The organism is Nonomuraea sp. NPDC050540 (assembly GCF_044457485.1).
In the GTDB taxonomy this organism is placed as follows: domain Bacteria; phylum Actinomycetota; class Actinomycetes; order Streptosporangiales; family Streptosporangiaceae; genus Nonomuraea.
The window spans coordinates 75,633-89,414 of the sequence record NZ_JBITHA010000024.1; the positions used below are offsets into that span (position 1 = coordinate 75,633).

The 13,782-nt window shown below is 71.2% G+C and carries 12 protein-coding genes; 5 read left to right on the forward strand and 7 right to left on the reverse strand.

Features of this window, described 5'->3' with window-relative positions; translation table 11 throughout:
• Positions 1-104 precede the first annotated feature (104 nt).
• The 5 genes from tdh (at position 105) to ACIBI5_RS48495 (ending at position 5,217) form a co-directional block, all read left to right on the forward strand.
• Complete coding sequence (gene tdh / locus ACIBI5_RS48475; RefSeq protein ID WP_397257672.1) at positions 105-1,130, forward strand: L-threonine 3-dehydrogenase; 1,026 nt, start codon at positions 105-107, stop codon at positions 1,128-1,130.
• Between the two features lie 33 nt (positions 1,131-1,163).
• Positions 1,164-2,336, forward strand: coding sequence for a glycine C-acetyltransferase (locus ACIBI5_RS48480; protein ID WP_397257674.1), 1,173 nt, complete (start codon positions 1,164-1,166; stop codon positions 2,334-2,336).
• A 17-nt stretch (positions 2,337-2,353) separates the two neighbouring features.
• Positions 2,354-3,259, forward strand: a complete 906-nt coding sequence (locus ACIBI5_RS48485; protein WP_397257676.1) for a LysR family transcriptional regulator — start codon at positions 2,354-2,356, stop codon at positions 3,257-3,259.
• An 89-nt stretch (positions 3,260-3,348) separates the two neighbouring features.
• Positions 3,349-3,939, forward strand: a complete 591-nt coding sequence (locus tag ACIBI5_RS48490) for a TetR/AcrR family transcriptional regulator (RefSeq protein WP_397257678.1) — start codon at positions 3,349-3,351, stop codon at positions 3,937-3,939.
• A gap of 69 nt (positions 3,940-4,008) precedes the next feature.
• Positions 4,009-5,217 (forward strand): cytochrome P450, encoded by a 1,209-nt coding sequence (locus ACIBI5_RS48495; RefSeq protein WP_397257680.1) that lies wholly within the window; start codon positions 4,009-4,011, stop codon positions 5,215-5,217.
• Between the two features lie 135 nt (positions 5,218-5,352).
• Here ACIBI5_RS48495 and ACIBI5_RS48500 read toward each other — a convergent pair whose 3' ends face one another.
• The 7 genes from ACIBI5_RS48500 to ACIBI5_RS48530 all read right to left on the reverse strand — a co-directional run bounded on the left by ACIBI5_RS48500 (position 5,353) and on the right by ACIBI5_RS48530 (position 13,708).
• Positions 5,353-6,960 carry a GTPase gene (locus tag ACIBI5_RS48500; RefSeq protein WP_397257682.1) on the reverse strand — a complete coding sequence of 536 codons (1,608 nt, stop codon included), beginning with the start codon at positions 6,958-6,960 and terminating at the stop codon, positions 5,353-5,355.
• Complete coding sequence (locus tag ACIBI5_RS48505) at positions 6,957-8,675, reverse strand: ABC transporter (RefSeq protein ID WP_397257684.1); 1,719 nt, start codon at positions 8,673-8,675, stop codon at positions 6,957-6,959. Before ACIBI5_RS48505 ends, ACIBI5_RS48500 begins: the two co-directional genes overlap by 4 nt.
• 9 nt (positions 8,676-8,684) lie before the next feature.
• Entirely contained in the window at positions 8,685-9,341 is a 657-nt protein-coding gene (locus ACIBI5_RS48510) for a response regulator transcription factor (protein WP_184972393.1), read from the reverse strand.
• 65 nt (positions 9,342-9,406) lie between these two features.
• Positions 9,407-10,807 carry a sensor histidine kinase gene (locus tag ACIBI5_RS48515; RefSeq protein WP_397257686.1) on the reverse strand — a complete coding sequence of 467 codons (1,401 nt, stop codon included), beginning with the start codon at positions 10,805-10,807 and terminating at the stop codon, positions 9,407-9,409.
• Positions 10,807-11,493 carry a response regulator transcription factor gene (locus tag ACIBI5_RS48520; RefSeq protein ID WP_397257688.1) on the reverse strand — a complete coding sequence of 229 codons (687 nt, stop codon included), beginning with the start codon at positions 11,491-11,493 and terminating at the stop codon, positions 10,807-10,809. The genes ACIBI5_RS48515 and ACIBI5_RS48520 overlap by 1 nt, the downstream gene beginning before the upstream one ends.
• Before the next feature lie 17 nt (positions 11,494-11,510).
• A complete protein-coding gene (lhgO, locus tag ACIBI5_RS48525; protein WP_397257690.1) occupies positions 11,511-12,701 on the reverse strand; it encodes an L-2-hydroxyglutarate oxidase in 1,191 nt (396 codons plus the stop codon).
• On the reverse strand, positions 12,698-13,708 hold the full coding sequence (locus ACIBI5_RS48530; protein WP_397257692.1) for an NAD-dependent epimerase/dehydratase family protein: 1,011 nt from the start codon (positions 13,706-13,708) through the stop codon (positions 12,698-12,700). Before ACIBI5_RS48530 ends, lhgO begins: the two co-directional genes overlap by 4 nt.
• Between the last annotated feature and the right edge of the window lie 74 nt (positions 13,709-13,782).

The window sequence follows — 13,782 nt, forward strand, 5'->3', positions numbered from 1 at the left end:
GGGGCGTGAAGGTTCTCTGTTGGGGGAGTTAAGGAAACCTCGATGGACATGCCCGAAGCCCGCCGGGCACAGTGCGTAAGGTTCAGACGAGGGGGTTGGTTGCCATGAAGGCGCTGGTCAAGGAGCGGCCCGAAGAGGGGCTGTGGCTGAGGGACGTGCCGGAGCCGACGGTGGGGCCGGGTGAGGTGCTGATCAAGGTCCTGCGTACCGGCATCTGCGGCACCGACCTGCATATCCGGAAATATGATGACTGGGCCCGGCACACTCTCGATCTGCCGCTCATCGTGGGGCACGAGTTCAGCGGGACCGTCGTCGAGGTCGCGGCCGGGGTCGAGGACATCAAGGTCGGGGATCTGGTCAGCGGCGAGGGACACCTCGTGTGCGGGAAGTGTCGCAACTGCATGGCCGGGCGCCGCCACCTGTGCCGCAACACGATCGGGCTGGGGGTCAACCGCGACGGCGCCTTCGCCGAGTACGTGTCGATCCCGGCCTCCAACGTCTGGGTGCACCGGGTGCCGGTCGACCCCGACATCGCGGCCATCTTCGATCCGTTCGGCAACGCCGTCCACACGGCGCTGTCCTTTCCGCTCGTCGGCGAGGATGTGCTGATCACGGGCGCCGGGCCCATCGGGCTCATGGCCGCCGCGGTCGCCACCCACGTCGGCGCGCGCAACGTCGTGATCACCGATGTGAGCCCGGAACGGCTTGATCTGGCGGGCAAGCTCGGGGTCACGCTCGCGCTCAACGTCGCGCGGACGCCCATCGCGGACGGGATGAAGCAGCTGGGGATGCGGGAGGGGTTCGACGTCGGGCTGGAGATGTCCGGCAACCCTCGGGCCATGCGGGAGATGATCGCCACGATGACCCACGGCGGGAAGATCGCGATGCTGGGGCTTCCGGCGGAGGAGTTCGCGATCGACTGGTCCACGGTGGTGACGTCGATGATCACCATCAAGGGGATCTACGGCCGCGAGATGTACGAGACCTGGTACAACATGTCGGTCCTGCTGGAGAAGGGCCTCGACCTCTCCCCCGTGATCACCGACCGCTTCGGCTACCGCGACTTCGACGCCGCCTTCGACACCGCCGCCAGTGGCCGTACCGGCAAGGTCATTCTCGACTGGGAGTGAACGCCGCCCGCCGTACCAGATCTTGGAGGTTTGATGTTTTCCACCGTCCGCGACCAGCTGCGTGAGACGCTCGACGAGATCACCGAGGCCGGGCTGCACAAGCCCGAGCGGGTGATCAGCACCCCGCAGAACTCCCACGTACGCGTGGGCGAGGCCGAGGTCCTGAACTTCTGTGCCAACAACTACCTCGGCCTCGCCGACAACCCCGAGGTCGTCGCGGCGGCGCGGGAGGCGCTGGAGCGGTGGGGGTTCGGGATGGCGTCGGTGCGGTTCATCTGCGGGACCCAGGAGGTGCACAAGGAGCTGGAAACCCGCCTGTCGGACTTCCTGGGCATGGAGGACACGGTCCTCTACAGCTCGTGTTTCGACGCCAACGGCGGTGTGTTCGAGACGCTGCTCGACGCGCAGGACGCGGTGATCTCCGACGCGCTGAACCACGCGAGCATCATCGACGGCATCCGGCTGTCGAAGGCCAGGCGCCTCCGTTACGCCAACCGGGACATGGGCGAGCTGGAGTCGCGGCTCAAGGAGGCCTCGGACGCGCGGCGACGGCTGATCGTCACCGACGGCGTGTTCTCCATGGACGGATATCTCGCGCCGTTGCAGGAGATCTGTGATCTGGCGGACCGCTATGACGCGATGGTCATGGTCGACGACTCACACGCCGTCGGCTTCGTCGGCCCCACCGGCCGCGGCACACCTGAGCTGCACGGCGTCACCGACCGGGTCGACATCATCACCGGCACGCTGGGCAAGGCGCTCGGCGGCGCCAGCGGCGGCTATGTCGCGGCCCGCAAGGAGATCTGCGAGCTGCTGCGGCAGCGGTCGCGGCCGTACCTGTTCTCCAACTCGCTCGCGCCCGTCATCGCCGCCGCGTCCCTGCGCATCCTCGACCTGCTGGAGACCTCCAACGACGCCCGCGACCGGCTACGCGCCAACACCGCGCGCTTCCGTGCGCGGATGACCGAGGCCGGGTTCGACATCCTGCCCGGCGACCACCCCATCGCGCCCGTCATGATCGGCGACGCGGCCGAGGCCGGAGCCATGGCGGAGCGGCTGCTGGAGCTGGGCATCTACGTGATCGGCTTCTCCTACCCGGTGGTGCCGCACGGGCAGGCGCGCATCCGCGTCCAGCTCTCGGCCGCCCACTCCACCGAGGACGTCGACCGCGCCGTGGACGCGTTCATCACGGCACGCATCGGATAGACCCTATGCTCGGCCGCGTGATAGAGACGCGGCGCCTGCGCACGCTCCGCGCGGTGGCCGACCACGGGACGGTCACCGCCGCGGCGGCGGCGCTCCACCTCACGCCGTCGGCGGTGTCCCAGCAGCTCGGCGCGCTGGAGCACGAGGTCGGGCACCGGCTGTTCATCCGCGATGGCCGCGGCGTGCGGCTCACGGCGGTCGGCCGCATCATGCTGGCCCACGCCAACGAGGTCCTGGCCCAGCTCGAACGCGCGGAAGCCGAGGTCGCCGCCTACACGACCGGGGCGGCCGGCGAGGTCACCGTGGCCTCGTTCGCCACCGCGATCGCCGCCCTCCTGGCCCCCGCCGTACGCACGCTGCGCGAGACCTCCCCCGGCCTGGACGTGCGGGTGCGCGACGCCGAAGGCGACCACAGCCTCACCATGCTCCTGGACGGCGAAGCCGACCTGGCCATCGCCGTGGAATACCGGGGCGCACCGGCCGACCAGCGCCTGACCCGCGTCCCCCTGTACGCCGAGCCGTTCGACCTGGTCCTGCCCACCAGCCACCCCCTGGCGAAGTCGGGCGGCGTCGCGCTGGCCGAGCTGGCGGCCGAGAGCTGGATCGGCCCTTACCCGGGCAACCCGGTGCACGACGTCATCGCCGTGGCCGGCGAGCAGGCCGGGTTCACCCCGGACTTCGCCCACTCCTCCGACGACTTCCGCGCGGTCGTGGCGCTGGTGGGGGCGGGTTCGGGGGTGGCGCTGGTGCCCCGGCTGGCGCTGCGGGACCTGGATCTCACCGGCGTGGTGGTGCGGGAGGCGCCGGGCCCGGAGCGCCGCGTGTTCGCCGCCGTCCGCAGGGGCGCCGAACACCATCCGCTCCTGCGTCCCCTGCTGCTCACCCTGGACGCCACGGCCACCGATCTCTTCCCGCGCACCTGAAACAACCCGACCCCTTGACCAACCCGGCAAGTCATGAAATATAGGGAAAGAGATATATATCGGAACCTCGATATACCGGAGGTGTCAGCGTGGCGACCCAGGATCAGCGACGGGCCGAGACCCGTACCCGGCTGATCGACGCCGCCGCCGACCTCTTCGCCAGAAAGGGGTTCCACGCCGTCTCCGCCGAGGCGGTGGCCGAGGCCGCCGACCGGACCACCGGCGCCCTCTACAACCACTTCGGCGGCAAGGAAGGTCTCCTGCTCGCCCTGCTGGAGGCGTGGAAGGACCAGACCGCGGCCGACCTGCTCGCCGGGTTCGAGGAGATCACCGAACTCGACGACCGGCTGGCCGCCCTCTTCGACGTCCTCACCCGTGACGAACCGGATCGCGGTGCGGCATGGCTCCTGCTCGAACTGGAGCTGTGGCTGCACGGCGCGCGCGATCCCCACATCGGCGAACCGCTGGCCAGGCGCTACGCCGACATCCGTGCCCGACTAGCCGAGGGGCTGTCCGACTGGGCGGCGGCCGCGGGCGTACCGCTCAGGCGATCGCCCGAGCAGACGGCCGTGGCCGTGCTCGGGTTACTCATCGGTTGCGCGGTACAGCACCGCCTCGACCCGCCCGCCGTGGAGCGGGCGGCCGTGGTGCTCGCCCTGCGCGACCTGCTCGGCTTCTGACCCCCTCATCCGGTACGGCCCGCCGTACCGGAAACCAGGCCCCGATCCCCCGCGCCACAAGGGAGCCCGATGCGCATCGACCTGCTCGAGAACACCTGGGAACGCCACGTCCCCCACGACCAGTTCGCCTACCTGCGCCGCAACGCGCCCGTCTACTGGCACGACGTCCCCGACGACACCGGCTTCTGGGCGGTCACCCGCTACCACGACGTGAAGGCCATCAGCCGCGACGCCAAGACGTGGTCCACCGAACTGGGCACGACGTTCATCAGGACGCAGTCGCCCGAGTTCATCGAGATCGCCAAGCTGACCCTGCTCAACATGGACCCGCCGAAGCAGACCCGTTACCGGCGGCTGGTCAGCGCCGGGTTCACGCCGAAGATGATCGGCAAGCTGGCGGCGACCGTGCAGGCGAGGGCCGAGCGGATCGCCGACGACGTGCTGGAACGCGGCGGCGAGGTCGAGTTCGTCACCGACGTCGCGGAGTATCTGCCGCTGCAGATGATCTGCGACCTCATCGGCGTCCCGGAGAGCGACCACCACCTGATCTTCGACTGGTCGAACCGCATGGTCGGCTTCCAGGACCCCGACTTCCGTACTAGCCCTGAGGACGGCGAGATCGCGGCGGCCGAGATCTTCGCCTACTGCGACGCGCTGGTGGACGAGCGCCGCACCCGGCCGCGCGAGGACATCCTGACCGCGCTGGTCCAGGCCGAGGTGGACGGCGACCGGCTGACCCGGGAGGAGATCGACTCCTTCTTCGTCATCCTGTGCGTCGCGGGCAACGAGACCACCCGCAACCTCATCTCCCACGCCATGAAGGCCCTCATCGACCACCCCGCCGCCTACCGCGAACTCTCCGCCGGACTGGGCGACGAGGCGCTGTGGCGCAGCGCGACCGAGGAGTTCCTGCGCTGGGGCTCGTCCATCCACAACTTCCGCCGCACCGCCACCGCCGACACCGAGATCTCCGGCCGGCCGATCCGGGAGGGCGAAAAGGTCGTCACGTTCTACGCCTCCGCCAACCACGACGAGGCCGTCTTCCCCGACGCCCACCTCCTCGACCTGCGGCGCACGCCCAACGACCACGTGACGTTCGGCGGTGGCGGCCCCCACTTCTGCCTCGGCGCCAACCTGGCCAGGCTGCAGATCACCTGCATGATCCGCGAACTCGTCCGCCGCTTCCCCGCCGCCAACCACACGGCCCCGGTACGGCGTATGCGCTCGGACTTCATCAACGGCATCAAACACATGCCCATCGCCTTCACCCCCCGCTAGCCCCTCGGCCAGGGCCCGGTAAGAGCCACCCCGCACAACCCCCGGCCCGGCCACACAACCAGACCACGCGAGCCGCGCCTCAGCCCCTCGCGTGACCCGGCAGGGGGCCTGGTCACGCCGTCCGGGTGGGTGAGGCTACCGGCGAGCTTGGGTCAGGGCGGTGGTGAAGGCGGTGTAGCGGTCGAGTTCGGTGGTCACCGGGTCCAGGACGTCGGTCCTGGCCACCTCTCCCACCGCCGCGCGCAACGCCTTGGCGGTTCCGCGGGCCCGCCGCCGCCCGCCGATCCACGCCGCCACCCGGGACAGCAACGCCACCAGCACCCCGGCCAGCGCACCCCCCACCAGGAGCACCGTCGGCCATGGCACCTCCAGCACCGTGGGCGTCGGCGGCTCAGGCAGCCGCAGGTAGCCGAGGCCGAAGAGAACGCCCAGCCACAGCGCCCCGGCCGCCATCGCCGCGAACACCACCCATTGCACCGCCCCCACGGCCCGCCACCACCGAGGCCGCCGGGCCGCACGCAGCGACGTGATGGACACCGCCTTGTCCAGGGCGTCGGCCAGCTCCCCCGCCCGCGACCGCGCAGCCCGCCGTACCGCCGCCGCCCAGACCCCGGGCAGCCCGTCGGCCGCGGCCTCGCCGACGTCCCTGATCGCGGTCTCCACCTGCGCCTTCTGCACGGCCGATGCCTCAGGCAGCGAAGTCTTCCCCACGATCTCTCCGGTGGCGGCGGACGACACCCCGATCCGCAACCGCCGCAACGGATCCGGCCGGAACCGCCGGACCCACCGCGTCACCGGCCACCCGGTCGCCACCACGGCCCGATGCCGGTGCGCCTTGCCCACCGCGTCGACCACCAACGGCACCCCGGCCGCCGCACCCAGCGCGGCGGTGAGCGCCTTGGACACCCCGCCGGAAAGCCGCCCGGAAACCTCCACCGCGCCGGAGCCGGTGGCGGCCAGCGCGTCGGCGGCGGTGGCGACGTCCGCGGACAGGCGGCCGGCCCAGGAAAGCCGGGCCGCCACCTTCTCACCGAGCAGAGCGCGGAGCTCGGGCAGCCCGGCCCCGGTGCGGGCGGACACCCCCAGCACCGGCACCCCGTCCAGACCGTCGTCGGCGAGCAGCCGCCGCAGGTCGGCGAGGCAGCGCGAGACGGCCGCCGGCGGCAGCCGGTCGATCTGGTTCAGGACCACGACCATCACCTCCCGGTGCCTGGCCAGCGGCCTGAGGTAGCGCTCGTGCACCGCCGCGTCCGCGTACTTCTGCGGATCCAGCACCCACACCAGCAGGTCCACCACCTCGACCAGCCGGTCCACCTCCAGCCGGTGACCGAGCTCGATGGAGTCGTGGTCGGGCAGGTCGAGAAGGACGAGCCCGGCCATTCCGGTGTCGGCGGCGACGGCGTGGCGGCGGGGGATCTCCAGCCAGTCGAGCAGCGGCCAGGCCCCGTCGCCGTCCCACAACGCGGCCTGGGCGGTGGAGGTGGTGGGGCGGGTGACGCCGACGGTGGCGAGTTCGGCGCCGGTCAGCTCGTTGAACAGCGACGACTTGCCGCTGCCCGTGGCTCCGGCGAGGGCGGCGACGGTGTGGTCGACGGACAGGCTCCGCCGTACGCCGGCCCGATGCGCGACCTCCCGGGCGGCGGCGACGACGTCGGCGGGCAGCCGTCCCCCGGCCAGGTCGGCCGCTTCCAGCAGGGCGTTGAGCCGATCGTCCAGGGACGGTCCGCGGCGCAGCAGTTTCACCCCTCCTCACCTCCGGCGGCGGGCAGGTCGTTTCGGTGGGCGGTGATGTCGGCGGCGGCGGTTCTGAGGGCGCCGGCCGTGTCGGGAGGGGGTTCGGCCTCGGCCAGGAGGTCGGTGAAGCGCGCGGACTCGGCGTCGAGCAGGGCCTGGACGCGGTCGCGCAGGTCCTCCCTGGCCTTGGTGGTCAGGGTACGGACCGCCTGGTCACCGAAGATGGCCTCCAGCAGTTTCTGCGACAGTACGCTCGTCCCTCCCGCGATCCCCACCTCGATCCCGGTCAGCCCTCCGGTGGAGGCGAACACCGCCAGCATCAGCAGCACCCCCGCCCCGTTGACGCCGAAGGAGGCGACCCGCGCGGTGGTCCGCTTGGCCGCGCCTTCCTGCCGCACCAGGTCGAGGACGTAGTCCTGCCAGCTGCGCACCGCCTTCTCCGCGGCGGCGCCCAGCGCGGAGGAGGCCCGTCCCAGTCTGGCGGCCTCGACCGCGCCGACCCGGTCGAGCAGGCCGGGGCCGCCGGGCGCCGCGGACCAGCCTTCGAGCGCCCGTTCCGCCGACCCGTCGGCGGCGCCCCTGATGAGCGCCTCGACGCCGCTCTCCAGGGCGTCGCGCAGCTGGGTCGTGTGCGCCTTGCCGGTGAAGAAGCCGACGATCCGGTCGCGCAGCCGGCCCACCCGGCTCTCCAGGGAGCGCATCAGGTCGCCGGTCCCGATGAAGTCCTGCCAGCGGGCCATCACCTCGCCGCGCAGCAGTGACCCGTCCCGCATGCCGGCGTCGAAGTCGGCCATGCCGCCCGCGTAGGCGGCGGTGACGATGGAGCGCAGGGCCGTGAAGCCCTCCTGCTGGCGTTCGACGGCGTCGGCGAGGGCTGGCACGCGGGCGGCCAGGCTGTCGAGCGCGCCGGAGAGCGTCTGGCGCACGATGCGGGAACGCTCGGCGGCGTCGGCGGCCAGTTCGGTGAGCCAGAAGACGATCGGGCGCACCGACTCCTGCGGCAGCCGCGCCTTCTCGTCGGGCAGCACGGCTTCCGGCACGGTGAAGAGCTTGGCGCCGGCCAGCCCGTTGACGTCGAGCAGGCGGGTCAGGTCGGCGGAGACCGCGGTCATGGCCTCGGGCGGGACCCGGTCGAGGACGACGGCGAGAGCCGTACTCCGGTCGCGGGCCGAACGCAGGAAGCTCCAGGGCACCTCGTCGGCGTAGCGGGCGGCGGTCGTGACGAAGAGCCAGAGGTCGGCGGCGGCGAGAAGCTGGGCGGCGAGCTGCCGGTTGGCGGTGACCACGGAGTCGATGTCGGGCGCGTCGAGCAGCGCGAGGCCGGGGACCAGCGTGTCCACCGTCACCACGCGCAGCGCGCCGGGACTGTCGCCGGTGGCGCGGGAGAGTCCGGGCAGCACGTTCTGGCCCATGAACCAGGCGTGGTCGGCGGGGCTGACCGCGAGCGTGGGCACGAGCGTGGTCGGCCGCAGCACGCCGGGCTCGGCGATGTCGGCGCCGGCCAGCGAGTTGACCAGCGTGGACTTGCCCGCGCCCGTGGAGCCGCCGACGACGGTCAGCAGCGGCGCGTCGATCGAACGCAGCCGCGGCAGCAGGTAGTCGTCGAGCTGGCCGGTCAGCTCCTTGAGCGCGAGCCGATCGGCCGCCGCCTGCCCGATCGCGAGCGGGAAGAGCTCGCGGTCGAGACGGCGGCGCAGTGACTCTAATGCGCTCACCAGTTCCATGAGGACACGCTAACCGGCCGACGGCTCCCTCAGCACGTAACCGACGCTGCGCAGCGTGTGGATGAGCCGCGGCTCGGTGTCATCCATCTTCCGCCGCAAGTAGGACACGTAGGACTCGACGACGCCGGTGTCGCCGCCGAAGTCGTAGCTCCACACGTGGTCGAGGATCTGCGCCTTGGACACGACCCGCCCGGCGTTGGACATGAAGTAGTGCAGCAGCTTGAACTCCGTCGGCGACAGGTGCACGCTCTGCCCGCCCCGCCACACCTCGCGGGTCTCCTCGTCGAGTTCGAGGTCGCCGACCTGCAGCCGCTTGGGCGGCGTGATCTCTCCCCGGGTACGGCGCAGCACCGCCCGGATCCTGGCCTGGACCTCTTCCAGGGAGAACGGCTTGGTCACGTAGTCGTCGCCCACGGCCAGCCCGGTGATCTTGTCGTCCGTGGCGTCCCTGGCGGTCAGGAACAGCACGGGCGCCTCGATCCGCCGCGCCACCTCGAACCCGTCGAGGTCGGGCAGCATCACGTCCAGCACGACGAGGTCGGGCGAGGAGCGCTCGGCGATCTCGACGGCTTCCCTGCCGTCGGCGGCGGTCAGCACCTCGAACCCGGCGTAGCGCAGGCTCTCGGAGAGCAGATCCCTGATGCTGGGCTCGTCGTCCACCACCATGATCAGGGCCTCTGGGGTACTCACAGCCACAGGGTGCCCGAGCGACCTTAGGGAAAGCTGAAGAGTCACTCCAAGTCGAGTGGGAGTTCCACCCTGAAGACCGAGCCGGCGCCCGGCGTGCTGCTGACCAGCACGTCGCCGCCGTGCGCATGCACGAGCGCGCGGACGATGGCCAGGCCGAGCCCGCTGCCCCGGTCCTCGCCGGAGCGGCGGGAGCGGGCGGAGTCGGCCCGGTAGAAACGTTCGAAGACCCGCTCGACCTGCTCGGGCGTGAGCCCGGGGCCCTGGTCGGCGACCTCGACGAACGCCGTGATCCTGCCCGCTCCCGCCCTGACGACGACCGGGGTGCCGGGTTCCGTGTGGTGCAGGGCGTTGGACATGAGGTTGGCGACGACCTGGCGCAGCCGTACCTCGTCGCCGGAGACGATCAGCGCGGCGTCGCCGACGACGTCCAGCTTGACGTTGCGGTCGGGCGCGAGGATGCGGGCGTCGTGCACGGCGTCGGCGGCCAGCGCGAGCATGTCCACGGGCCGCATCTGCAGCGGCCGCTGCTGGTCGACGCGGGCCAGCAGCAGGAGGTCGTCGACGAGCAGGCTCATGCGGCCCGCCGCCTTCTCCACGCGCCGCATCATCTCGGCCGGGTCGGCGCCGGGGTTCTGCCTGGAGTACTCGGCGTAGCCGAGGATGGAGGTCAGCGGCGTGCGCAGTTCGTGGGAGGCGTCGCCGACGAACTGCCGCATGCGGTCCTCCGAGCGCCGGGCGGCGGCCTCGGAGGCGGAGCGCGCGGTGAAGGCGGACTCGATCTGGGCCAGCATGCCGTTGATCGCGCTGGCGAGCCTGCCGACCTCGGTACGCGGGTCGCCGTCGGGCACGCGGCGGCTCAGCTCGCCTGCCGCGATGGCGCCGGCCGTACGCTCGATGACGACGAGCGGGCGCAGGCTGCGGCGCACGAGCGCGACGCCGACCACGGCGAGGATCAGCAGGATGCCGCCGCCGCCGAGCGACTCGATCAGCACCAGGCGGCGGGTGATGTCGCGGACCTCCGACAGGTCCACGGCGACGGTCGCCTCGCCGTAGGGACTGTTGGTGCGCAGCACCCGCCACTCGCCCTCGCCGCTGATCGCCCGCACGGTGACGGGCGCTCCCACGACCGCCGTCGGCCCCGGCTTGGACTTGAGGTCGACTTCCCTGACATTGGTGTACGGCGGCGCCAGCCGCCCATCGGGCCGCCGGACCATGACGATCGTGTCGGACTCGATGAGCAGCCCCTTGCGCGCCTTGTCCAACTGGTCGTGCCGGAGCTTGTTCTGGACCCGCTGGCTGAGCAGGATGATCTGGCCGTCGACCCGGTCGATGAGGTAGCGGTGCAGCACCGAGACACTGATCACGCCGATGAACGTCAGCCCGAGCCCGAGCAGCGCGAGCATCGCGGCGATCAGCTTTATCCTCAGTGGCAGCCCGCGCATCAGGGCCCCGGTGGCAGACGCAGGACGTAGCCGACCCCGCGCAGGGTGTGGATGAGCCGCGGATTGCCCTTGTCGATCTTGCGCCGGAGCACCGACACGTACGACTCCACGATGCCGACCTCGCCTCTGAAGTCGTAGTCCCAGACGTGGTCGAGAATCTGCGGCTTGGACAGCACCCGTCCGGCGTTGGTCATGAAGTAGTGCAAAAGCTTGAACTCCGTCGGCGACAGCGGCACCAGCCGCCCGCCGCGCCACACCTCGTGGCTCTCCTCGTCGAGCTCGATGTCGGCGAAGGTGAGCCGCGGCGGCGGCGACTGCGCGCTGGTACGGCGGAGCACCGCGTGGATGCGCGCGATCACCTCTTCGAGGCTGAACGGCTTGGTCACGTAGTCGTCGCCGCCGAGGGTCAGCCCGCGGATCTTGTCCTCGGTGCCGTCACGCGCCGTCAGGAAGACGACCGGAGTGGCCGCGCCGCCGCTCCGCAGCCGTTTCACCACGTCGAACCCATCCATGTCGGGCAGCATGACGTCGAGCACGATGAGGTCGGGGCGGTGCCGTTGCACGGCGGCGACCGCCTCGTGGCCGCCCCTGGCGGTCAGGACGTCGAAGCCCGCGAACTTCAGGCTCGCGGCGAGGAGGTCGAGGATGTTGGCGTCGTCCTCGACGATCAGCAGGCGTGATTCCATCACCCCTAAGGATGCACTCAGCTGATGGGTGCTGGAACAACTCCCGCGATATGCCGCGCAATGGCCAGACTCGACGTGGCCGCAGGAGACGGTGCGTTACGCACCAGAACCACCCTGTCGTGGACATCGACCACGAAGTCATCGACCAGCGCGCCGTCCCGGGCGACGGCCTGGGCGCGGACGCCGCCGTGCGCACGCTCCAGGTCGGCGGCGGTCAGGGCGGGGACGTACCGGCGGGCGGCGTCGAGAAACGCCTGCTTGACCAGCGAGCCGTAGACCTCCTTGACGCCGGTGCGCCAGTGTCTCCTGGCCATGCGCAGGGTGCCGGGCCAGGTGAGGATGCGCCGGGCGTCGCGGACGTCGCGCCACGTGTAGCCCTCGTAGGCAAGGGCCAGCACGGCGTTCGGGCCGACGAGGACCTCGCCGTCGATGTGCCGGGTCAGGTGGACGCCGAGGAACGGGTACCTGGGGTCGGGAACCGGGTAGATCAGGCCTCTGACCAGGTCCTTGGCCGATCCGGCCAGCGCGTAGTACTCGCCGCGGAAGGGGACGATCCGTACGTCGCCCCGGTGGCCGGCCATGGCGGCCACCGCGTCGGTGCCGAGCCCCGCGCACACCACCAGGCGGTCGAAGGCGAAGACGCGCCCGGCGGCCAGGACCTCGACCTTTCCCGCCCGTTCCCTGATGGCTTTGACCGGGTGCGCCAGCCGTACCGAACCTCCGTGTTCGCTCACGTCCTGGGCGAGGCGGCGGGCGACGGCGGGGAAGTCGGCGATCGCGGTGTGCGGCGAGTGGATCGCGGCCACCCCGACCGCGTGCGGCTCGATCTCGCGCAGCGCGAGCGCGTCGAGCTCGGTGATGCCGGGCACGCCGTTCTCCCTGGCGCGGGCCGCCAGCGCGGCCAGTCCCGGCCGCTCGTGCCGGCCCGCCGCCACGACAAGCTTCCCGACCTCCTCGTACGGCAGGCCGTGCTCGACGCAGTAGGCCCGGAGCATGGCCACGCCCTCGCGGCAGAGCCGGGCCTTGAGCGAACCCGGAGGGTAGTAGATGCCCGCGTGCACGACGCCGCTGTTGTGGCCGGTCTGATGGACGCCCACCTGGTGCTCCTTGTCGAGCACGGTGACCTCGGCGCCCCTGACCAGGGCGAGCTCTCTGGCCACCGCCAGGCCCAGGATGCCGGCGCCGACGACCCCAATCTTCTCCGTCACGGGGCTAGTCTGCCGATTCTTCGGACGTTCAGGTGGCCTTCGGCCGACAGCCAGCGCAATGTATCCGAAACGGTGTCTTCCACTGGGCGGAGGGTGACGCCGAGTTCGTTCAGCGCGGGGCGGTCGTCGGTCGGGACCAGCGTGAGCATGAAGTCGGCGGCGTCGCGGGTGAGCGGGTAGGGCACGTGCTTGACGCGTTTGACGACGTCGAGGGCGGAGCCGGCCGTACGCAGGAGGGCGGCGGGGATCGGGAACCTGCGCGCTTTGCGGCCGGTGAGCTGTTCGCAGAGGTCGGCCAGTTGGCGCCAGGTCCGGAAATTTCCGCCGATCATGTAGCGTCGTGCGCCTTTTTCGGGCGTCATGCAGCGGGCGAGGAAAAGCGCCAGATCGCGTACGTCCAGCACGCTCACCCCGCCCGGCACCATCGGCCAGCCCAGGGCCACGCCGGCGCGGAAGCCCTCGTTGAGCGCGTCGACCGTCGGCTGGTGCGGGCCCGCGACGCCGCCCGGGTAGACGATCGTGACGCCGTCGAGGCCGCGGGCGTAGAGCTCGCCGCTCACCTTGGAACGGCCGTAGCCGTTGCGCGGGCCGGCCAGCGGGGTGTCCACGGTGATGACGGGCTCGGCGGGCGGGACGAAGACGGCGACCGTGGAGACGTGCACGACCGGGTCCAGGCCCAGCTCCACCGCCTGGCCGAGGACGTTCTTCAGGCCGACGACGTTGGCGCCTTCGAGGTCGGCGGCGTGGCCGGTGACGCCCATGTCGGCGGCGGCGTGGAGGACGGCCTCGCAGGTGGACAGGGCGGCGCGGACGGCTCCGGCGTCGCGGATGTCGCCGACGTGGGTGGGGAGGTCAGAGGCTTCGGAGGTGAGACGGAGGCGGCGGAGGACACGAGCCGCCTTTTCCGGATTTCTCACGAAAATGTGGGGTTCGTGGCCTTCACCGAGGAGCGCGGCGACCGCGTACGAGCCGACGAATCCCGAGGCGCCGGTCACCAAGACACGCATGCTTCGCAAGCTAGCGCTTACTTGGTTCGCCGTACAGGCCCCGCCTCCATGGACGGACACTCGAACATGAGTAC